Below are 23,155 nucleotides of genomic sequence, written 5' to 3'. Positions count from 1 at the left end.
CCAAAACACCCGAGCGCCGGGGAACCGGCGCCGTTTTTCACCGAGGCGCACCGCCACCCCGCCTGCTGCTTCGGGTTAGGAGATACCATGTTGGAATGGAATGATGAACCGAGCGCGGTTATGGAAGCAATGCCGAGCGAAGGCGCCGGTGCCACCGGTTTGGAAGAAGTCGCCCTGGGTGCCGGCCGGGTGACCGTGGACGAAAAACGTCTCATAAATTGCCGTGCCGATCTGAATCAACTGATCCCGTTCAAGTATCCCTGGGCCTGGGATAAGTACCTCACCGCTTGCAACAACCACTGGATGCCCCAGGAAATCAGCATGGCCTCGGATGTCGCCATGTGGCAGGACCCGCGTGGGCTGAGCGAGGACGAACGGCTGATCATCAAACGGTCGCTCGGCTATTTTTCGACCGCGGATTCCTTGGTCGCCAACAACTTGGTGCTGGCCATTTACCGGCATTTAACCAATCCCGAGTGTCGCCAGTACTTGTTGCGCCAGGCCTTTGAAGAGGCGCTGCATACCCATGCGTACCAGTACGTGATTGAGAGCTTGGGGTTGGACGAAACCGAGGTGTTTAACACCTATCGCGAGGTGCCCTCGGTTCATGCCAAAGCCGCGCTTAGCCTCAGTTTTACCAAGGCTTTAAGCGATCCAGAATTCAGTACCGGCACCCTGGCAAGCGACCGTGAATTTTTGCGCAACCTGATTGGTTTTTACGTCATCACCGAGGGGATTTTCTTCTACGTGGGTTTTGTGCAGATCCTTTCCTTCGGGCGTCAGAACCGCATGGTCGGCACCGCCGAGCAGTTCCAGTACATTTTGCGTGACGAAAGCATGCACCTCAACTTTGGTATCGACGTGATTAACCAGATCCGGGCCGAGAACCCGGAGATTTGGACAGCCGCCTTTGAGGCCGACATTCGCGCCATGATCATGCGCGGGGTTGCGCTGGAGGAAGCTTATGCCGTCGACACCATGCCGCGCGGGGTGTTGGGGTTAAACGCGGCCATGTTCCGCGCCTACCTGCGCTTTATCGCCAACCGCCGTTGTCGCCAAATCGGTATGGAACCCGTGTACGCCGACGCCCGCAATCCCTTTCCGTGGATGAGCGAGGCCGTTGATCTTAAGAAAGAGAAAAACTTTTTTGAGACGCGTGTTTTGGAGTATCAGTCGGGTGCTGCCTTAAGTTGGTAAGGTGGGACGCGGAAAAACCGGAAATGCTTATGGGTAAGTGTGCCAAATAATGGCAGGGTTTGTTGCGATTCTGTCATTTTTTGTTACTTAGCCGCCTTGCGTTTTTTTGGCGCGACAATGAAAATAATGGGCTCCTTGTATGCCTATTGATTTTGCGGTATCCATAAGAAAAGGCGCCGGTACTCAGTGAGTACCGGCGCCTTTTTGCGGGCTACTTAATGAGGAACGAGGTAATCCGTTTTTAGCGAACGTCCATTGCCTCAACTTTGAGTGGAAATGCATAAACATCTTGATCGAATGTGAAGGAGATCGAACCGGAGCATGCCTTGTTGTCGCTGCACTTTTTCGATGGAATAGCCCAATCAAAAATAAATTGATCGTTTGGCCGGCCCTGCGCGTAGGTGAGCGTCCATTCGAGACTGTTGAAGCTGTCCAGGTTGTACAGCAGCGTGCGGTTGCCATGGCAGTCCACGTTAAAAAGGCTGTACCCATTCTGGAAATCGACTTCGATCATGCTGGGCAGGTTACGGGCATTCAATTGGGAGGGTTGGATGTGGTCAATGGCGCCCAACACCTTCTCCATGGCTGATTTCCAGTGGAGTGTAACCGGGTTGTCTGCTGAATCGGCAAAGTCGACATAATGGAAAAAACGATTGCTCGTTTCGAGGTAAACCAAAGTGTAGGTGCCTTTTGCGCCGATTGCGGTGGCCGGTTCCATTTCCCAGGAAAGGATGATGCGGTCTTTTCCGTTAACGACCTTCCAGGTGGTCGGTGTCGCCGCGGTATGAAGGATGACGCCCTGAGGTTCGAAACGACCGCAGGAGAAGGCGAAAATTTCATTGTCATAGACGTCGTAGGGTTCGGTGTGACCACCGCGAAGCTTGTACTTAAAGAACGCCGCTGCATTGGCCAGGTTGGGGAGTAAGGTGCTGAATTTTTCAAGGTCGGGGGTGCCGTTGGTTGCGGGTGCTTCTTGGGCCGACGCGGGTGCGATGACCACGAGTAAGGACAACATGAGCATGAACTTTTTCATTTGATACCTCAGTATGATTGTCAATGATGTTTTTAGGCATAGCAATGCTAAGAAACTATCAGAATAGGATCATCTTGAATGAGCGGGCGTGCCTCATAAAACAGAACGGATAACCGGATCTGTAATGAAAATTCTGACATGTTCATTTGAGAATTAGGTCTGAGTTTTCCGATATTGGCATTAGCCATGCCTGCTCTGGGTATAAGCATATTGAGTGCCAATGTTAATTATGAAAAACAGAATGAGTAAGTTGATTATTGTAAAAAAGTATAATCAAGGAGGTGTGTTTGTTTTGTTTAATTGATGTCGTCTTGAAAAATACCTTGATCCAAGCCTTGGTCGGTGTCGCGATTGTTCCAGACCTCACTTTTACCAATACCTAAGAAACGCGATAACGCGCGGCGATTTTCGCTAAACCGCCGGGCTGTGACGGCCTGTAAAAATGGTCAGGGCCAATGGGTGCGGTCGTACGCTTCCGCTTTTTCCCGAACCATTTCGCGCCTGATTTTTGGCGAAAATCGCTCGCTTCAGCGCTTCTCAGATAACGAGCGGGTGTGTGGCTTTCTCTTGGCGCGGGTGGCCCAAAGGTGCGATGATGCCGCCATGACAGCTCAGCATCCCACGGCCGCCGAAACGGCGCCGCCCGTTTTGCGTTTTTCGGTTCGGGACATGGCCGCCTTTGCCCTGCGTTCCGGTGACCTCTACCAACACTGGTTCCGTTCCCCCACCGGGCAGCAGGGGATCCGCGGCCATCAACGCCTGCAACGGCGTCGCGGCGCCGGCTACCAGGCCGAGGTGCCCGTTCGGCTCCAGCAGGCACGCGATGGTTTTGTGCTCGACATTCGCGGGCGCATCGACGGCGTTCAGCGTGATGTGAGCCCGGTCGTGGTTGAGGAAATTAAAACGACCCTGCTCGATTTCGCCCGCCTGCCCGAGAACGCCGCCGCCGTTCATATGGGCCAGGCCATGTTGTACGCCTGGATGTTGGCCGAGGCCGAGGATTTAGACCGGGTGACCGTTCGCCTAAGCTACCTCCATATAGAAAAGGACGAAACCCACGAGCGGCATGAAACCCACACCCGCGCCGAACTCCAGGTTTTCTTCCAAAAGGTGCTTGACCAGTGTTACGCCTGGCAACGGCGGTTGTTAGCTTGGCGACAAACCCGCGATGCTTCCTTGGCGACGCTTCCGTTTCCTCGCACCTTTCGCGCGGGTCAGCGCCGTTTGGCCGAGGAGAGTTACCGGGTCATTCGAGATCGGGGCCGGTTGTTGGCCGAGGCCCCCACCGGTATCGGCAAGTCGCTGGGTGTCTTGTTCCCCGCGGTGAAAGCCTTGGGCGCGCACGGTCTTGATACCTTGTTTTACCTTACCGCCAAGGGGACGGGTCGCCATGCGGCCCTGGGTGCCGCCCGGCAATTGGCCGAGGTCGGCATGCGGTTGAAGGTGCTTGTTTTGACCGCGCGCGACAAAACCTGTTTTGTCGAATCCGGCGCCTGCGACACCCGTGGTTGTCCCTTCGCCTTGGGTTATTACGATCGTTTTCGCGCCGCCATGGCGGATTTATTCGCGCGCGACTTTTTGGACCAAGCAACCCTGCACGAGGTGGCGCGCGCCCATTCGGTGTGTCCCTTTGAGTTGTCCCTGGACATGACCCCCTATGTCGATTTGATCATCGCCGATGTCAACTATGCCTTTGATCCCGGCGCCTTTTTGCGCCGATTTTTCGGCGAGGACAAACAGGAGACCGTGCTCCTGATCGACGAGGCCCACAACCTGGTGGAGCGCGGGCGGGCCATGTTCTCCGCGGCTTTTGAGAAACGGGACGTGCTTGAGGCGCGGCGGGCGCTAAAGAGCACGGCGCCCGAGGTTGCCAAAGCCCTGGCGCGTTTAAACCGGCACTTGAAGAAACGCTGGAATGAACTGGAAGAAGCGGGTAGGGAGGTGGCGGTTACCCGTGAAAAAGACGACGCCTTTGCCGATGCGCTCGATAGGCTTGGTTCTGCCTTGGCCTTGTGGCAAACCGAGCGGGAAGCGGCATTGTTCAAGGAGCCCTTGCCGGAGGTTTTGCGGGAGCTGGGTCGCTTCCGCCGATTGTGCGAGTTCTTTGGGGACGATTTCGTGTGGGTCACGCAACGTTTTGGCAAAAACCTGCGGGTCCAGTTGTTGTGTCTTAATCCCGGTCCGATGATTCGGCAGCGGCTGGCCCAGGTGCGCGCGGCCGTGTTTTTCAGCGCAACGCTGACGCCTTTTGATTACCATCAACGCTTGTTCGGCTTGGACGAGAAAGCAAAACGTTTGCGCCTGCCCAGCCCGTTTGACAGCAGGCGCCAGTACACCTTGATTGCCCAACATATCTCGACCCGATATCGGGACCGGGGCCGGAGTTTGCCCGCGCTTATCCAGCTCATCCAAACCGTGATTGCCGCGAAGCAGGGGAACTATTTGGTTTTTTTGCCTTCCTACCAATACATGCAGCAGGTGGTGACCGCGTTTTCAGAACGCGATCACGGTGTTGAGGTGTTGGTTCAGGAGCGTGCCATGGACGAGGACGCGCGGTTGGCGTTCCTCGCCGCGTTTGAACGGCCGCGTGCCCACGGGTTGTTGGCGTTTGCGGTGATGGGCGGTGTATTTGGGGAAGGTGTTGATTTGGTGGGGGAGCGCTTGATCGGCGTGATTGTGGTGGGCGTCGGATTGCCTAAAATCTGCTTGGAGCGCGATTTAATCCGCGATCATTTTGGATTGGACCAGGGTTTCAACGTGGCTTATCGGGTGCCGGGTTTTCACAAGGTATTGCAAACGGCGGGCCGTGTAATTCGCGACAGCGCGGATCGCGGCGTTGTCTGTCTCGTCGACAATCGCTTCACCGATCCCGACTACCTCGCCTTGTTTCCGCCCTTTTGGCGTGCATTCAGGGCGGACAACACCCGCCAACTCGAACAAGGGCTGGCCGATTTTTGGTCCGAGGAAGTGCGCTAACGCGGTGTTTCCCCACGGTGTGCAAATTCGCAAAATCCATCCTTATTAACTTTGAATAAACACGAGGTGTTGATGAGGTGTTCGCTGAGACCGACAATCGCCAAGGACCGACGCAACATCTGGTAACAGCCATGTGGTCTTTTGTATGATGCAGAGAACCGCTTCAAGAAAGGAGCCGCTGATGCTCACCGTCGATTGGTACTTTGACTTTATTTCCCCATTCGCTTACCTGCAGTGGGTGCGCCTCCAAAATGACTACCCGGACCTAAACCTGCGCCTGAAACCGATTCTCTTCGCGGGACTCCTCAAACACTGGGGCCAGTTGGGACCCGCCGAAATCCCGCCCAAACGGGTGTTCACCTACCGCCAGGTGCTTTGGCGCGCCCGACAGAACAAGGTTCCCATCACCATGCCCGCGGTTCATCCCTTCAACCCTTTGCCGTTCCTGCGCCTTGCCCTTGCCGCGCAAGCGGACCCCGCGGTGGTGGACCGGCTGTTTCGTTTTCTCTGGGTCGAAGGTGGTGATCCCGGCGACGAAACCGCCTTCGCCGATTTGGCCGGCACCTTGGGCATGCCCGACTGGCAAACGCGCATCAAGGATCCTGTGTTGAAAAAGGCGCTGGTCACGCAAACCGAGGAAGCGGCCCAAGCCGGTGTGTTCGGCGTGCCCACGCTGCTGGTCCAAGGCGAGCCGTTTTGGGGAGAAGATGTCACGGATTTCGCCGCGGCCGTCGCCCGCGACCCATCCATCCTCTACGAGGAAGGCATGGCCCGCGCCGCCGCGCTTCCCGTCGGCATCCAACGCAAAAGGCTTTAATAGGGGTTTATTTCGAGGTGGTCAAATGCTTTCTTATATATATTGAAAAGAAGGCAGGGTGTGTTGAGGGGGCGTTTTTGTCGCATTATTTAATTTGGAGGTTTTGATGGTTGATGAAGAAGTTCAATGTTGGTGTGGTTCTGGTTTATTGTTCCAAGAATGCCATTTTGGAAGAGAGGAAATGAAGCCAGTTCTTCCTAAACAGGCTGAAAGAGCTAGTATTGAGTCCTTCAAAACAACCGAAATCTGTTTTCATCCATTTGCTGATGAATTAAAGTGTGATGATATTATTCGGGCGCACACTGTTTCGAGAGGTCAGACTTTGAAAGCACTTGCTGATTCAACGAATCACGTTTACCAGCTAGGCTTGGACCTTTCATTCTCGCCTAGCCGAGACCTTGAGCAAAAAGATTTGTTTAGCCCAGGAGGGATGAAGGACTTAGTTGGTATTAAAAAAATTGGGACTAAAAAGGCTTCGATTATTAGAGGGTTTTGTGGCAGGCATGACTCTGTCTTCAACCCGATTGAATCGGGCGATCTAGTGATTAATTCTGAGAACGCTTTTTTGTTTTGGTTTCGATCTGTTGTCTTTGAGTTATACCAGAAGATTGGATTGGTTGATTCTGGTAGTTATCAGCGATCCAATCTTGATAAAGGGCAAACTTTTGCAGATCAGGTTTTAATACAGGCTTCATTGGGATGGATCGATACTGGAGCAAAGCATGGGCTACGGAGATACCGAGACTTATGGAAAAGATCATGTTTCCTTTATCGGAAACCAAATTACGAAGAAATTAGTTATCTTGTGTTTAAATATGAAGGAGTCTTAGGCTATTCTGTTACTTGTAACCTGTCGCCAGAATATGACTGTAATAATGGCTTTTTGCAGAAGTTGGCAAATGTAAAAAATATGTTTCAGGTTTTGTCCTTGACTGTCCTCAGTGATAAAAGAAATATTTTTGTCGTTTTTACATGGCAATCTAAATCTAAGAGAATTTATAAGTTCCTAAGGTCCTTGTTGAACAGTAGCGTTGATATTCCTTCTGCGGTAACCGAATTAACCTTCTTGTATTCTGAGAATCATTATTTTTGCAAAAGTTGGTGGGATGGGTTAGGTGAAGAAAAACAAAACTTGTTGAAGAGGAGACATTCTTCTTTGATCTATACAGGAAAACCTATAGAGCCATTTAGCCTTGAGCAGTTTACAGATTGGAAAGAGGTAGGAGTGTTTTCTTCAGAGGAGGATTTTCTCAGGATTCTGAAGCAAGGCTGAGCCGGAACCTTTACGGTTCCGGCCATCCCTATTCTACTCGCGGGTGCGGGCTTCCACTTCCTCCGGCGAACCCAGACGTTGGCGTACGTAACCGATAATGATGTCGTACACCTCGGGGTGGCTGGTGGACAGCGTTTCCAAGGCTTGCGAGTTCAATTCCAAGACCTCGACGCTTTCCGTGCAGGTAATGGTCGCGGTGCGGGGTTTGCCCGTGATCAGGCCGATCTCGCCAAAAAAGGCGCCTTCACTGAGGTGGCGTACCTGCTGGCTTTTGCCGGTGCGGGTGCGCACATAAACCCGGGCGCTGCCGTGGACCAGAACCAACATGCCGGTGCTGGGCTCACCCTCGGTGAAAATGATTTCTCCCGGCTGGTAGGAACGGTTTTCCAAACGCTCCAACAACGCCTGTAACTCTTCCAGGGAGAAACGGCGGAACAAGGGCGAGAAGGTGAGGGCGTCGGAGAGTTCCGGCTCGTCCACGTGCTCGAACTGAATCTCGAAATCACCCGGTTGCACGATCATGTCTTCATCGGTTGGTTGGGCGAGCGGAATGCCCTCGCTCAAATCAACCGGGGACGCCGCCTTGGGTTCTTTTTCTTTTTGTTCATTGGCGATTTTGGAAACGATCAATCGCTCCTGTTGCAGCAATTCTTCCTTGCGTTCCGGCAGCAGGCGTTTCATGTGTTTTAACGAGGCCAGCGCCTTGGTGAAAAAGCCGGACTTCATGTAGTCCTGCACGATGGCGCTGCACACGGAATAACACTCGCGCTTTTTACCGAGGCGGTGCAGAATATCGGCCTTTTGTTTGCGGAAAAAGTGATTGCTCGGGTCGCCCTTGAGCACGCCTTCCAGGGCTTTTAACGCCGCATCGTATTTTTGCTTGGCGATCAATTGGTTGACTTTCATGATCTCGCGATTGGTTAATGGCATCTGGGAGCCTCCATATCAGATGTGCGACGCATCGTCTTGCAGCGGGTGGGGATGCGAATACCCATGTAAGATAACCCATTCGCCGCGGTTTCGGCCTTGCTTTTTGCCTGCGCCGAATTGCGCTTGCCGCGGCGGTCGTTACTTCGGATGGATTTTTCTTAACGTCAACCTTACCACTTCGTTGCGGTGCTGAGTAGCCCCAACAAAAAAGGGCCCCGTGTGGGGGCCCTGGGTGGGAAAGCTTCGGCTGCCTGTCGGGCCTAACCCGCTTTTCTCACGAGGCGTTCTGCTACGGGGCAACCCATGCGATTACTTCGTTTACTCCGTCGAGCAATACTCGACGTAGCCCTGCTACGCCGAAGGTCGGCCCCGCTCCGTTTGCTCTCAGTCGTAATCTTCGTACTCACAAGGCTTTCAGCTTCTCGCGCCGAATCCTCGGGAGAAATGCGGGCTAGCGAAGTTGCAGTTTCCGCGTGACTTGGGTGTCGCCGGCTTGGACCTGGATCTGCCAGTTGCTTTGCGCGTAGTCCGCGGGCAGGTCGAAGGTCAGGTTAAACAAACCTTCGCCGATCTTGCCGCGGTAGATGGTTTTGGTGTCGCTGCCGTTGGTCAATTGCACCGTCATCATCTGTTTGGTGGGCAAGCCGAGCAGGACGTTGGCTTCGCCGGCGCGGGGGAAGCCGTAGACGCCCAGCACTTCAACGTGGTTGAGGTGTTGGATGTGCGGGATGGTGGCTGTTTGAGCCGCGGCGTCGAGGGCCGGCGCCAAGGCGATCTTTTGGGTTTTGCCCGCGGTGGGACCGCCCGCTTTTTCAACGCGGGAACGGCCGTTGTTCGCGTAGTAGGCCCAGCCGAAACGTTCGCCGTTGTCCGGGCGGTCGATGCTGTTGACCCAAAACCAGTCCGCTTGAACGCGGTTCTCGCGCACGTCGAGCACGTAGTAGCCGTGGTTGGCCAGGTCAACGCTTTTGACTTGGGGGTTCACCGTGTTGAGCAGGCCTTCAACGATGCCCGGGGGGATGCCCACGAACTCGTCGAGGTTGTCGCTGGTTACCGAGGGGGTGACGAATTCCACCGCCGCCGAGGTGGTGCGGAAGAAGGTATAGGCCCACATGTTTTCGGGGACATCGCCCGCGATGGCGCTGTGAATGTCGCCGGTCAAAACCACCACGTTGTCGATGTCGCGGTCGCGGATGGTGTTGAGGATGCGGTCGCGTTCGTCCTTGTAACCGTCCCAGGCGTCTTTGTTGGTGAAACCCACAACCGGCATCATCATCACCTGGTTACCCAGGATCTTCCAGCGGGCGTCCGAGTTGCGCAGGTTGTCCAGCAACCAGTTCAACTGGGTTTGGCCGAGAATGGAGAGGTCGGCTTTGTGGGTGTTGGTTTCGGCTTGGCTGAGTTGGTTTTTGAGGGCGCCCCAGTCCTCGGGGGTGAACACGGCCTTTTTGCCCTCAACCGGCTCGCCGTTGTTTTGGAAGGTCATCCACAGTTGGATCGCCAAACGGTCCATCAACTGTTCAAAACCCGCCGTTTTGGCCACGGTCCCGCCTTGTACCGTGACGGATTGGGTCAGGAACTCTTCTACGAACAAACGGATGTCGGCTTGGGTGACGGCGTCACGTTTCTTGAGGCTGAGGTTTTTAACCGATTCCAGGCTGTTGAGGAACCCCATCTTTTCCATTTCAAGGTCTTTTTCGCGACCCTCGATGCGGGTGTCCAACATGATCAGATCAACCAAGTTGCCGTATTGCAATTTGCGGTAGATGCGGTTTTCGGTGGAACCCTCGCGGATCGGCATCCACTCGAAGTAGGCTTTGAACGCGTTTTGTTTGCGGGTTTCCCAATTGCCTTCGGTGGCGGGGGAGTGGTTCTCGGCGCCGTCTTTGAAGGCGTCGTTGGCGAATTCGTGATCATCCCACACCGCGATGAAGGGGTGTTGTTGGTGGGCGCGTTGCAGGTCACCGTCCAAACGGTAGAAGGAATAGCGCACGCGGTAATCGGAGAGGCTGACGATTTCGTTGGCGGGTTCGTGACCACGGCCCACGGCATCGTCGTACCCGTAACCGCCGTCCTCGTATTCGTAGATGTAATCGCCGAGATGGATGATCGCGTCGAGGTCGGCGCGGTCCGCCAAGCGGCTGTAGGCGTTGAAGTAACCGCCCTGGTAGTTGGAGCAACTGACGATGGCGAAGCGCAGGTGGTCAACGGAACCGCTGGGCGCGGTGCGGGTACGGCCGATGAGGGAGGTGCGGCCCAGGGCCTGGAAGCGGTAGTAGTAGGTACGGCCCGCGTCGAGGCCGGTGACGTCTACTTTGATCGTGTAATCACGGGCGGCGTCGGTGGTGAAGGTGCCGGATTGAACGACGTTGGCCATGGCCGCATCCGTCGCCATGCGCCAAGAAACGCTGACCGGGCTGTCTTGTTGTGGGGTAACGCGCGTCCAGATGATGACACGGTTCGCCATGGGGTCGCCGGAGGCCACACCGTGGTAGAAGGGCCACATGTTGGGATCGTAATTGACAGCGAGTTTGTCATGGTGCTGGATGGGAAGCAGCACACTTTTTTGTGAAACAGGTTGATTCGGATGGCTCATCAACATCAAAAAAACGAAGGTCGAAGCGAAATGAAACATGGATCTCCTCGCGGTGTAAAAACGTGCGGACGCACCGGTTCCCTCAGGCCAAACAAATCCCCGTGCCCGAAAACCGGCGGGAATGAAATGAGGCCCATATGGCGGCGAGCACGGGGTGAACGAAAACGAAACGAAAGAAAAAGGACGTTTGTGCTTGAGGAAGGCGGTGCGCCGTTTTGATGGATAACAAAGATGCTTGCGTGTTGTTTTTTGCAAACCGGTGAAAGGTACCAGTGGGTTGTAAGGATTTGGTTAAAGCTAGAATAGCATTCTGTTGGAAACTGGTTTGACCACACAAGCTTCCTATCCTTAACTAATTGGATGAGCCGTGCAGATTTCGGCCGCGCGGATTTTACCCGTGTTGCGGTGGGGTCGTGTTTGCGGGGTTTTCGCTTGCGGCGGCCTTGCGATTTTCCGGCGTTTGCTTTCTTCCTAATCGGGGTGTCGAGGCGGTACAATGGTCAGCGATCCTGGACGCGAAGAAATCGTCTGATCGAAACCGAAGGGAATCCCCCGTGTGCCGGACACATGCCGCTTGGTTTGGTTTCGTTTTGGGACGATGGCTCGGTGGGTTGCTGATCGTTCGCTCGCGTGTCCCCGCCTGCACGGTGGCACCGCTTCTCGCTTGCGCGACCCTAAGTGACACCGCCTCGTTCGTTATTTATTTGGAGTTGAACCACATGATTCACGACACTGTTTTATCCCTGATTGGCAATACCCCCGCTGTTCGCATTAATCACATCGATACAGGTCCCTGTGAACTCTTCGTCAAGCTGGAAAGCCAAAACCCCGGCGGTTCCATTAAGGACCGCATCGCCAAGGTCATGATTGAAGCCGCGGAGCGCGACGGCAAAATTAAGCCGGGCGGCACCATCATCGAAGCCACCGCCGGCAATACCGGTTTGGGGTTGGCCCTGGTCGCGGCACAAAAGGGTTACAAGATGATTGTGATTGTGCCCGACAAGATGAGTAAGGAAAAAATCGGTCACCTGCGCGCCATGGGTGCCGAGGTCGTTCTCACCCGTTCCGACGTACAAAAAGGTCACCCCGAGTATTACCAAGATCTTGCCGAACGCATTTTGGCCGAAACCGACAACGCCTATTACATCAACCAGTTCAGCAACCCCAACAACCCCTTGGCCCACGAGACCTGGACCGCCAAAGAGGTGTGGGAACAGTTCGAAGGCAAATTGGACGCCTGCGTGGTCGGCGTGGGCACCAGCGGCACCCTGACCGGGTTCAGCCGTTTCTTCGCCGAGGCCGCGCCCGACATGGAAATGGTCATTGCCGACCCCGTCGGTTCGATCCTCACCGAATACGTCAACACCGGCCAAATTAAAAAGGCCGGTAGCTGGTTGATCGAAGGCATCGGCGAGGATTTCATTCCCGAGATCGCCGACCTGAGTCGCGTCAAAACCGCAATTTCCGTATCCGACCGCGAAGCCTTTATGGCCGCGCGTGAGTTGCTCCAGAAAGAAGGCATTTTCGGCGGCTCCTCAACCGGCGCCTTGTTCCACGCCGCGGTGACCTGGTGCCGCCGCCAAACCGAACCCAAACGCGTGATGACCTTCTGTTGTGACAACGGTAACAAGTACCTTTCCAAGGTGTACAACGATTTCTGGATGGTCGACCAAGGCTTGATGGAACGCAAACAAAAGTTCGGCGACGTGCGCGACATCATCGGCCGTTTGATGACCGAGCGGGCCACCGTCACCATCAGCCCGGGTGAACCGCTGATGTCCGCCCACAAACGCATGATCTTGCACGAGATTTCCCAGTTGCCGGTGATGGAAGAAGGAAAATTGGTCGGTATTTTGGACGAATCCGATCTGCTGCTGGCCGTCCACAACGATCCCGGCGCCTTCGGCAAATCGGTAGAGGATTTCATGGTGACCGATCTCAACTGGGTGGATACCACCGCATCCATTGAGGACCTGATGGCGATGTTCGCCAAGGGTCACGTTGCCTTGGTTCGCGACGACGACGGCAAGTTTTGGGGCATTGTGACCAAAATCGACGTCATTAACTACGTGCGTCGTAAGTACAGCACCTAACCCGCGTGACCGCGTGCGGCCTTGGTCGGTACGTGGTTTTTGCTTATCGAGGCCGGGAAATAAAGCCGGCGGTTTTGATCCGGTTTTCGTATAATCTTCCTTTATTGATTTTTTTGCTCACGTACAGGTTTTAACATGTGGCGGATCGCCTCGCTGATGGGGCGCCGCCACCATTCCTTTTCCCGCGTTTGTTCAGCGGGGTTTTTTGGGGTCTAGAAATGTTGAAACCATGGTTGTTCGCGGGGATGTTGTGGCTCCCGCTTTTCGCCCAAGATTGGGCGTTTGAAGAAGTTAGCGCTCAGGCCGGCTTGGCCTTTGAGCACGCCTACAGTGGCGTGACCGAACCCGAGTTTATGGCGGGCGGGGCCGCCGTCGCCGATATTGAGGGCGACGGCGACTTGGATTTAATGGTTGTCGGTGGTTCGCGCGGCGACAACGCGCTTTTTGTGAATCAGGGCGACGGCACCTTTGTGAACCGTGCCGCCGAGGCCGGTTTGGTGTTTGCGGATCGTTTCGACAACGCGCCGACCTTTGCCGATGTCAACGGCGATGGTTTCCCCGATCTGTTTTTGGGTTCAATTAAAGGATCGGGACCCAAGCTGCTGATGAACAACGGCGACGGCAGCTTTCGCGACGCCACCGCGGCCAGTGGTTTAATCGTGAGCGCCGACGTTTACGGTGCCACCTTTGGCGATCCCGACCGCGACGGCGATTTGGATTTGATGCTGGCCTACTGGGCCGAACACCACCAGGATTACTACTGGCGCAATGATGGGACGGGTCGCTTTACGCCCGCGGACGAAGCCGTCGGCATCAGCGCCGCCTTGGCGGATACCAACGCCTTCACCCCTAGTTTCAGCGACATCAACAACGACGGTTGGCCCGATTTGTTGGTGGTCGCGGACTTCCGCACCACCACCTACTTCATCAACCGCGGCGGTGGTTTTTTTGTCGAAGGCGACCGCACGCCGATCACCGACGGGAACGGCATGGGTTCCGCCGTGGGTGACATCGACAACGACGGCGACTTGGATTGGTTCGTGAGTTCCGTCGGCGTGGTGGAAGGCAATCCCAACCAGGATCCCACCGGGAACCGCATGTACCGCAACAAGGGCGACGGCACCTTTGAGGACGCCACCGAGGCCTGCGGCGTGCGCGAGGGCCACTGGGGTTGGGGTTCGACCTTTGGCGATTTCGACAACGACGGCGATTTGGACCTGTTCCACGTCAACGGATTTCTCGGTTCCTTCTCCGCCGGATACGATCAAGACGCCAGCAAGCTGTTCATCAACGACGGCTCCGGCGTGTTCAGTGAGCAGGCCGTCGCGCTGGGGATCGACGACCGTTTGCAGGGGCGGGGCGTGGTTGCTTGGGACTACGACCGCGACGGCGACCTCGATCTGCTGGTAACCAACAACGCCGGCCCGCTGCGTTTGTTCCGCAACAACGGCGGCAACCAAAACAACTACCTCCGTCTCAAGCCGCGTGTGGACGGCATGGAAGCCCTCGGTGCGCGCATTACCATCGAATACGGCGGACAACAAGCCGTGCGCGAAATCAGCAACGGCGGCAACTACGTGTCGCAAAACCCGGCGATTGCCCACTTCGGTTTGGGCAAGCGCGAAACCGTCGACCGCGTTACCGTGCGTTGGCCCGACGGCGTGGTTACGACGCACGGTCCGTTCAATGCCGGTGGCGAACACAGCTTGGACCGCACCCTGGGTTTGTCCTGCGCCGCGCCGGCGACCACGCGAACCGTGGCGCACCTCACCAGCCTGGACGGTGGTTTTGATACCCAACTCCGACTGTACAACGGCGGTGCCGAACCCGCCGAGGTGAGTTTGACCGCGCTGAACGACACCGGCATCTGGGTCGGCGCCCATCAGCTCAGCTTGGAACCCGGCCAGGCCGCGAATCTCAATAGCCATACCGTTTTTGGCGATGTGAAAGCCGCGCAATTGCGGCTGACCGCACCGTCCTCGGTTTCCCTTCAAAGCGGTTACCGTCGCCAACAGGAAGTCGCGCTACTCGCCACCGCAAGTCACGGGCGGGCCCCGGCCAACCGCTTCGCTTTTTACAGCGGCAACCCGGACCTGGTCTTTGACGGCATTGCTTTGGTCAACAGCGGTGAAAGCGCGGCGCGCGTCACCTTGCGACGCTTTGATGCGCGCGGTGCGCTTGTCGAAGAAAAAACCCTCCACGAGGCTTTGCCACGCGATGCCAAGGGTTTGCACCTGCTTAACGACCTGTTCGCTTCCGTCACCGAAGGGGAACGCTTCGAAATTTCGGCCGACCGACCCCTTCACCTAACGGTGTTGCGTGGCACTTGGCCAAACCAAACCCCGGCGGTGCTTTTCACCGTACCAACCGAAGACCAAACCGACCTTTAGTTAGGGAAGTGGTTTTGGTCGGCGGTGCCGAACTTTTTTAATATTTTGATCCTTTTGCGCCAAGTTTCCCGCGTGTTGGGGTTAAGGATTACCAGATCGTGAAATAGCCGGCGGTGTGCCAAGGGCGCATCGTCGCGTTGTTCGCGGTCGGTTTACGCCTTGGGGCCGCGAAGCGGAAGCCGCTTTGATCCTGGAACCGACAAGGTGATCGCCCTTGTTTCAATATGTCACTCGCGTCTCATAACGCTAAGCCTTTTGCAAAGAAGTGCTTAGGTTTTTTTGAGATGGGTTGCATGGGAAGGGACACTTAACCAGCGGTGTGAACGGACGATATCGATGGACGAATAATGTGACGGTTGCTTATTCTGGCACTTCCCATAATGTCCCCCTATAATGCTGGGCCCGAATAACGCGCCCGGCCCCCTATCGAATAACAAGAACATGCACAAGGAGACCCGATGCTACTCAGTCGATTACAAAAATTGACATTCTTTGGCTTGGCCATGACGGCCCTGATCCTCAGTGGTTGCTCACAGCAGGAACAAAAAGCCACGACTGAAGAATCCAAAACGACCAAGGATGCTGAAGTAGAAACCGCGGCAGCAGGTCCGAACCCATTTTTTGAAACCTGGGACACCCCTTTTGGTGCCCCGCCTTTTGCCAAAATCCATATGGACCACTACATGCCTGCCTTTGAGCGCGCCATGAAAGAGCACAAGGCCGAAATCGACGCCATCACCAATACCGATGCCGATCCTACTTTTAAGGATCCCAACTTCGAGAACACCATTGCCAAAATGGAATTGTCCGGTGAAGCGCTGCGCAGCGTTTCCCGCGTGTTCTTCAACCTGGCCAGCACCGAGTCCAACGACGAAATGCAAGCGCTCCAGAGCAAGATCTCGCCCATGCTCAGCCGCCACAGCAATGACATTCTCTTTAACCAAGCGCTGTTCAATCGCATCAAAAAAGTTCACGAGACCCGCAACGAATCCGGTCTGAACGCCGAACAAATCCGCCTTGCCGAGCGCGTTTACAACGACTACGTTCGCGCCGGCGCGGCACTGGACGATGCGAAACGCGAAGAGTTGGCCACAATCAACGAGCGCATCGCCACCCTCACCACCACCTTTGGTCAGAACCAACTCAACGATACCCGTGCCTGGTCCCTGGTCCTCGAGGAAAGCGACCTGGACGGCCTGCCCCAAGCCGTGCGCGATGCCGCGGCATCACAAGCCAAGCTGCGCGATATGCCGGGCAAGTATGTGATCACCCTGAACCGCTCCAGCGTTGAGCCGTTCCTGCAATATTCCACCCGTCGCGACCTGCGCAAAAAAGCCTTTGACGGTTGGGCGCTTCGCGGTGACAACGGCAACGAATTCGACAACAACAAAGTGGTTGAAGAAATCGTTCAGCTTCGCGTCAAACGCGCCAAGCTGCTCGGCTACAAGCACCACTCTGATTTGGTGCTTTCCAACACCATGGCGGAAACCCCCGAGGCGGCCATGAACCTGCTCAAAAAAGTGTGGGAACCCGCCATCAAACAAGCGGCCAAAGAAAAGGCCTGGCTGAAAGAGCAGATGGCCAAAGACGGCATCGACCACGAACTGGAAGCCCACGACTGGCGTTTTTACGCCGAAAAGGTGCGCAAGGAGAAGTTCGAATTGGACCAGGGCGAAATCGCCCAGTATTTCGAATTGAACAACATGATCGAGGCCAAGTTTTACGTGGCCAAGCAACTGTTCGGTCTGACCTTCGAAGAGCGCAACGACATTCCCGTTTACAACGAGGTGGTCCGCGTTTGGGAAGTGAAGGATGCCGAGGGTAATTCCGTTGGTCTGTTCTACGGCGACTACTACGCGCGTTCCACCAAACGTACCGGTGCTTGGATGAGTTCCTTCCGTGTGCAACAGAAGTTGGCCGGCAACGTAAAACCTTTGATCATTAACAACATGAACCTGAACAAACCGGCTGAAGGCGAGCCCACGCTGATGAGTTACTCCGACGCGGTGACCTTGTTCCACGAGTTTGGCCACGCGCTGCACGGTTTGCTTTCCGACGTAACTTACCCCACCTTAGCCGGCACCAACACGCCGCGTGACTGGGTTGAATTTCCCGCGCAATTGTACGAGCACTTCATCACCCAGCCGCAAATGTTGAAAAAGTTCGCGCTTCACTACAAAACCGGCGAGCAGATTCCCGACGCGTTGATCCAGCGCATCAAAGACGCGAGCACCTTTAACCAGGGTTTCGCGACCGTTGAATACACCGCTTCCGCCTTGGTCGACATGGCCTACCACCGCATGACGGAAGTTCAGGACATCGACGTGCGTGCATTCGAGGACAAAATCCTCAAGGAATACAACAAGCCGGATGAGATCATCATGCGTCACCGCAGCACGCACTTTGGTCACATTTTCGCCGGCGGCTACCACTCCGCGTACTACGCCTACATGTGGTCCGAAATCCTCGATTCAGACGGCTTTGACGCCTTCTTGGAAACCAAGGACATTTTCGACAAAGAAACGGCGGATCGCCTGTACAAGTACATCTTCAGCCGAGGCGACAGCCTGAACTACCTGGACGCTTACAAAAGCTTCCGCGGTCGTGCACCCACCACCGACGCCCTGCTGAGAAACCGCGGCTTCGCCGTTAACTAAGTTGCGGTTGAAACAACCGACAAACGGCTTGTAATGATTGCCTCGGGTTCCAAGGAACGCGGGGCAATTTTTTTTGGAGGGTCCTTGAAACCACCGGTCATTCAAACAAACCGATTAACCCTGGCTCCGGTTACGATGGAGGATGCGCCTTCCATACAAAAACACTTTGACAACTGGAACATTATCAAACATATCGGTTCGGCGGTGCCGTGGCCTTATCCCGACGACGGCGCTACTTATTACTTAGAGACCATCCTGAAGGACGCGGAGACCAAAGAAATATACCTATGGGGGATCTGGATCAACGACGGGCCGAATGAGCTTGTAGGCTTGATTGAATACCGTTTCACAAAAGATAAAGATGACAATCGCGGTTTCTGGTTAGCCGAGCCTTTTTGGGGGAAAGGGCTGATGAGTGAGGCCGTTGCCGCGACCCAGGATTTTGTATTTTTTGATTTGAAAAAAGAACGGCTGGTGGTCAAAAGCGCCGGGTCGAATATTGGCTCGAAACGGGTCAAACAAAAGAACGGTGCGGTGCAGGTTGGTACCGCCAAAGGTTCGTACCATACCGGCGAAACGACGGAGAATATTTGGGAAATTACCCGAAAAAACGGGATCAAATACAGGTAGACCGCCTCTAAGGAAGAGTAAGGTTGAAGCCGGACAGTGGTGGCTGGGTTGGTGTACGGCACAAGCCGAGGGGGCATCCGTTATACCCAACGCATGAAAAACCCAGAGGTTACGGCTTCGTTTTTTGAATGTCACATCCCAGCATAAGCCTTCCACTCCGCGGCCTCAAGGGTTGTCCTCAACGCGAAAATCGCGCCGGTTCGCCTTCGGCGATCCGTCACGCTTCCCGCATTTCCGGGAACCCTTGACCCCGCTGCGCTCCAGGCTTGGGACAAAGATGTCACAATCAAAAAAAGAAAAAAGGGTGGTTGGGCCCGCGGAGCGCCGAGCGGCTGTCTTCTTAGACTACACTGCCGTTCACCGAAGGCGCTTCACCTCAAACTGAGCGCGTCGGGTATCCGTCTACCCACAAGAACGGTGGGTGGTCCTGCTGTTGCCCTACTTCGAGGGCTATTCGATTACCCGCCCGGCCTTGTCGCTTGGAAAAGAGGCCGTTGCCGACTTATTGATCGACCTGTGTAGGGTCCTTGGGCGGTGAAACATGCGTTGTCGGTGTTCGCAAAAAAGAGGTGCGACAAGGGGTTTTGTGAGATTTAGAAGGTCATTCTAATGGACTCACCAAGGCATTCGCACGAACACTCAGACAAATTTCAAAGGGGTTTGGCTCAAATCGGTGGTGGCGCCGCGGCGGCGCGCCAAAAAAAGGGATGGTCGGCAAGGTTTGGTTCAACCCGTGGTTTACCTTGCTCCATCGTTGTAAATTGCGGTGTTAAGCTTTGTTCTCGCCAGGCGCGGGTTCCCGCTCTTGGGGGATGACACGGGCTAAATTGTGGAAAAGCAAAAAATATAACATGGGTGTCCTTCTTTTGATGGATTTGGAAGCGGTGGCGCGAGGCGGTGCCGGCGGAACCGGATTCCCCGTACTCTACCTAACTGAGTTACCCTGCCGTACTTTTGGCAGGACCGAGGCTCGAACTCGGGTCGCGGGGATGGGGTTCCACCGAGCACCGGACACGGGCACGCGCTCAAAAAGCGGGCAAGCGACCGGTGTTCGTTTCATAAAGCGTCCTTAGTTAACCCGCATTTCTCACAAGGAATTCTGCTATAAAGCCGAAACCCATGCGATTACGAGGGGGCGGCCTTCCGCATTACTCGGTCGAGCCGCCTTCGCCGTAGCGCTGCTACGCCTGCGCCGTCTCTTGGTCGTAATCTTCGTACTCACAAGGCTTTCAGCTTCTCGCGACGAATCCTTGTGAGAAATGCGGGCTAAGGGAGAATCGGCGACAAAATGAGGGTGAAAGAACTGCTTTAACCATTAAGCTACCGCGCTGTTTCCCCGGAGAACCGGAAGAAGCGAGGCCGAGATTCGAACTCGGATCTGCCACTTAAAAGGTGTATTCACCATCGCATTCGCCGATGGATGTTCGTTTGCGGGTGACCGTCCCGGGGGAACGGATTGGCGACAAGAATGATGGTGAGGTTTACTGCTTTAACCATTAAGCTACCCCGCCCTAATCCCGAGCTTCAGGAGGGTTTCCGGCACCTGCCGAAAACCTTTCTGAAACGCGGGTGTTAGCGGGGCCGAGATTCGAACTCGGATCTGCCACTTATCAGGTGTAGTCACAATCGCATTCGCCAACCCGGTAATCGGGGACGGTTGTTGGTTGGGTTTTTTGTGCCGACGACAAGGTAATGACGCGATGTTACCGCTCTACCATTAAGCTACCCCGCTCCATTCCCACGTCTCGGCAGGGTTTTTGTGTTGCGGAACAAACCCTTCCGAGGCGCGTGAGTGGCGGGGCCGAGAATCGAACTCGGACCTGTATCTTATGAAGATGTAATCGCGCCGGCATTCGCCGACTAAAATTCAGTATGTGGTATGAAGCGACGACAAGGGGGGTGATCGTTCAGTACGGCTCTCCCTCTGAGCTAACCCACCGCGGGGCGGTGCGTCCGAGAATTGAACTCGGGACCGATACAGGAATGGAATCACACCGGCATTCGCCGTTTTTTGCGTGGTTCGACCGCTTGGTTACCGGGCGGTCGAACCGGGTTACACCTCGATTTTTTTGATTTGGCGGACCCAATAATCCTGTGCACCCTTGCCGCGCACGAAGCCGTCGATCATGGTGAAGGATTGGTCGGAGAAGCCGCCAAGGTTAAGGATGTCCGCGCTACCGGTTGCCTGAACGGTGGTGTTGGGTTGGATGTCCAAGCACACCAAACGGGCGCCGCGGTTGCGGGTACGGTAACGGTTCCATGCTTCCATGGCCGCCGTCGCGGTGGTTTGGTAATAGGAATGGCGATGGGAACCGTTGAACCACGACTCGTTGTCCGAGACGAAGATCGCGGTATCGACGCGGATGTCTTTGTGCAACATGTAGCGCAGCGGTGCCGAACAATCCGTGCCGCCGCCGCTGATCGCGAGTTTGCGCGCGTTGGTCAAGACGGAGTCCCGGCCCCGCAACTTGAGCGTGACCACGCGGGTATCAAACGGCAGCACGACCGCGTCGGGGTTGCGCCGCAACACGGCTGCCGCGACCAGCGCCGCGACATGCACGCATTTCACCTTGGTGGTGGCACCGTGACGGTAACCGGTGACCGGCGAACCCATCGAACCGGAGATGTCGGGAAGAACCGCGACGCGACCCTCGAAACGCGGCACGTTGTCGATGGAGATTTCCATCGCGTGTTCGAGCGCGTCGGCGATCACCCGAGGAATTCCGGGTTCGACGTTTAAGTAGGCGGCCAAGAGTTGGTACGGGAAAACCCGTGAGGTGCGGATCAAATCAGCGTTCGCCAAACGTTTCGCGATCAACTCAGGCATACCCTTGACCTCAAACACACCGTGACGGTGGAAGGTGTTGAGGTTCATGCGGGTCATGGTCCAGGAGGCGTTGCGGGCGATTTCCGTCCAGGCGTCGCGGTCCAAATCTAAGGCGGTAAGCATTTGGAAGGGAACCTTGGGCACGACGCCGGCGCGGTGTTGCTTGTAGCGTTCGAAATCCTGCAAGGACTCGGGCAGCAAGCTTTGATCGACCTCGCGGCCGATCAAGTAACCGTACAATGCTTCACGGGCCGGGCTGGTTGGTACCGGGTGAACCATTTTGATGATGTCGCCGAGCGAGGGTTGGTTTCCGACCGAATCACGGACCAAGGCCTCCCCATCCCGTTCGGCTAGCCAGGTGCGTACCAAACGTTTGGGACGGGAACCGAGCGAGCGACGGCCGGTGACGCCGGAGCGAATCATTTGCACGAAGTTACGCACCATGCGGCCGTTGTCGATGACGCGGGCGAAGGTGGAAACCAAGAGATCGGGATCGCGGGTTGCCAACACGGCACACAAAAGGGCGGGCATGTCTTTCATGAACCCTTTTTCCCGTGCGAACACCGCCGTTTGGGCGATGAAATGTGGCGCGACTTGTTCGGTTAGCGCAAGCACGGTTTTTAATTGATCTTGCGCGGAAGTATAGAAGGTATTCTGGAAACAACCGGTGGCGGCCAATTGCGCCAGGGCGTGTTCGGCGTTCATGCGGTAGGCGCGGCCGCCGGCTTCGTTGACCGTATCGGTTGCCGGAACGCCGGGGCGGGTTTCAAAGAGATCTGTATTAGCCATGGGAGACGCTCCTAGGGGTCTCCGGTTCCGCTCAGTAGATGCTTAAGTCCATAAGGAGGATGAGGAAACCGGATAAAAAGTGGGCCGGGCGGACCCGGTCATGGTGGCGCGGCTTTATAGTCTGAAGCCCGTTTGCGCCAACGCTGCCTGGTATTTCAAGGCCGGTGCCACTTTTGCGGGAGCGGTTGAGAAAAGAATGTAAAGTATTGCTATTGTGTGCTTTAAGTTGGTTGAGTTCTGTTTGGGGCAAATAACTGAGTTTGCATATTTGTAGGATTTTGGATAGTGGAATATACAAAAAGATCGAAGGGCTGTGCGTTGGTGCCCCGCGCATCCTTGACCCGGCAGGGACCGGCGCGCTGTACATTCGTGGGCCGACGGGTAGACGGGTGACTTCGAAGCCGTTCCCCTCGGCCAATCTCGAGTCTAGCGCGCCACCTGCCGCGTCAAGGACCGTTCCGAGAAAAAATCGGATGCCCGATTTTTTCTCGAAACTTGCGCTGCATAAGAGGGGGCCTCTTGGCATCCAGGTTTATAGGTACCTGGTTAAAAACGGGCACCAATCGGTTCCGTCGGAAAGGGAGACAATCGCCCAGGCCGTCTGGATTGAATACCGATGCGAGTGCACCAAAACCTTGGTGGGCTGTCGCTAAGGATGAAAGGGACGCGTGCTTCGAAAACGTTTGGTAGCGTGTGGCTCGAGGTGAAAAAGGGACGCAGGCGCGCAAACCGTTGGCAAGGTGAAGCCTTGCCGGATTTCAGCCCATGGTTGACCAACGGCGCGAAGCTGCCGTGGTCAACCATGGGTAGGTGTCCATGTCAAAAATAGGGTCTGAAGGACCATCGCAGCATGTTACCCGGGTAACCTGATCCGAGACCCATGGCGGTTGGGGCGGGCCGCGATGCGTCCTGCCCCCAACCATCGGCTGGAATCGTGTTCGGCCTTG

At 55.6% G+C, this 23,155-nt stretch carries 12 protein-coding genes and 1 tRNA gene; 8 read left to right on the top strand and 5 right to left on the bottom strand.

Translation table 11 applies throughout. The annotated features are described in order from the left end of the window. Positions 1-120: 120 nt before the first annotated feature. Entirely contained in the window at positions 121-1,197 is a 1,077-nt protein-coding gene (locus J3U88_RS20040; RefSeq protein ID WP_423842069.1) for a ribonucleotide-diphosphate reductase subunit beta, read from the top strand. A 241-nt stretch (positions 1,198-1,438) separates the two neighbouring features. Here J3U88_RS20040 and J3U88_RS20035 read toward each other — a convergent pair whose 3' ends face one another. Next, the gene (locus J3U88_RS20035; protein ID WP_207860728.1) at positions 1,439-2,230 is read right to left on the bottom strand and encodes a hypothetical protein; all 792 of its coding nucleotides are present in this window, start codon (positions 2,228-2,230) and stop codon (positions 1,439-1,441) included. A 603-nt stretch (positions 2,231-2,833) separates the two neighbouring features. Between J3U88_RS20035 and J3U88_RS20030 the strand changes: the two genes are divergently transcribed. From J3U88_RS20030 to J3U88_RS20020, 3 genes are all read left to right on the top strand, one after another. Further along, positions 2,834-5,206 (top strand): helicase C-terminal domain-containing protein, encoded by a 2,373-nt coding sequence (locus J3U88_RS20030; RefSeq protein ID WP_207860727.1) that lies wholly within the window; start codon positions 2,834-2,836, stop codon positions 5,204-5,206. A gap of 181 nt (positions 5,207-5,387) precedes the next feature. After that, positions 5,388-6,023, top strand: a complete 636-nt coding sequence (locus J3U88_RS20025) for a 2-hydroxychromene-2-carboxylate isomerase (RefSeq protein ID WP_207860726.1) — start codon at positions 5,388-5,390, stop codon at positions 6,021-6,023. Positions 6,024-6,129: 106 nt separating this feature from the next. Beyond that, the gene (locus J3U88_RS20020; RefSeq protein WP_207860725.1) at positions 6,130-7,296 is read left to right on the top strand and encodes an SEC-C metal-binding domain-containing protein; all 1,167 of its coding nucleotides are present in this window, start codon (positions 6,130-6,132) and stop codon (positions 7,294-7,296) included. 33 nt (positions 7,297-7,329) lie between these two features. Here the strand turns inward: J3U88_RS20020 and J3U88_RS20015 are convergent, their stop codons facing one another. Both J3U88_RS20015 and J3U88_RS20010 read right to left on the bottom strand, forming a co-directional pair. Next, on the bottom strand, positions 7,330-8,226 hold the full coding sequence (locus J3U88_RS20015; RefSeq protein WP_207860724.1) for a cyclic nucleotide-binding domain-containing protein: 897 nt from the start codon (positions 8,224-8,226) through the stop codon (positions 7,330-7,332). 451 nt (positions 8,227-8,677) lie between these two features. Beyond that, positions 8,678-10,861 (bottom strand): alkaline phosphatase D family protein, encoded by a 2,184-nt coding sequence (locus J3U88_RS20010; RefSeq protein WP_207860723.1) that lies wholly within the window; start codon positions 10,859-10,861, stop codon positions 8,678-8,680. A 680-nt stretch (positions 10,862-11,541) separates the two neighbouring features. Between J3U88_RS20010 and J3U88_RS20005 the strand changes: the two genes are divergently transcribed. The 4 genes from J3U88_RS20005 to J3U88_RS19990 all read left to right on the top strand — a co-directional run bounded on the left by J3U88_RS20005 (position 11,542) and on the right by J3U88_RS19990 (position 18,592). After that, positions 11,542-12,915 (top strand): pyridoxal-phosphate dependent enzyme, encoded by a 1,374-nt coding sequence (locus tag J3U88_RS20005; protein WP_207860722.1) that lies wholly within the window; start codon positions 11,542-11,544, stop codon positions 12,913-12,915. 218 nt (positions 12,916-13,133) lie between these two features. Further along, a complete protein-coding gene (locus J3U88_RS20000; RefSeq protein WP_207860721.1) occupies positions 13,134-15,305 on the top strand; it encodes a CRTAC1 family protein in 2,172 nt (723 codons plus the stop codon). Between the two features lie 458 nt (positions 15,306-15,763). Next, on the top strand, positions 15,764-17,962 hold the full coding sequence (locus tag J3U88_RS19995) for a M3 family metallopeptidase (protein ID WP_207860720.1): 2,199 nt from the start codon (positions 15,764-15,766) through the stop codon (positions 17,960-17,962). An 84-nt stretch (positions 17,963-18,046) separates the two neighbouring features. Next, positions 18,047-18,592 carry a GNAT family N-acetyltransferase gene (locus J3U88_RS19990; protein ID WP_207860719.1) on the top strand — a complete coding sequence of 182 codons (546 nt, stop codon included), beginning with the start codon at positions 18,047-18,049 and terminating at the stop codon, positions 18,590-18,592. A 1,793-nt stretch (positions 18,593-20,385) separates the two neighbouring features. Here J3U88_RS19990 and J3U88_RS19985 read toward each other — a convergent pair. Next, positions 20,386-20,531, bottom strand: a tRNA-OTHER gene (locus J3U88_RS19985). Between the two features lie 114 nt (positions 20,532-20,645). Then, positions 20,646-22,208 (bottom strand): TROVE domain-containing protein, encoded by a 1,563-nt coding sequence (locus tag J3U88_RS19980; RefSeq protein WP_207860718.1) that lies wholly within the window; start codon positions 22,206-22,208, stop codon positions 20,646-20,648. Positions 22,209-23,155: the final 947 nt, after the last annotated feature.

This window comes from Acanthopleuribacter pedis, from assembly GCF_017377855.1.
Lineage (GTDB): Bacteria > Acidobacteriota > Holophagae > Acanthopleuribacterales > Acanthopleuribacteraceae > Acanthopleuribacter > Acanthopleuribacter pedis.
This window is presented reverse-complemented; position numbering and strand designations above follow the sequence as displayed.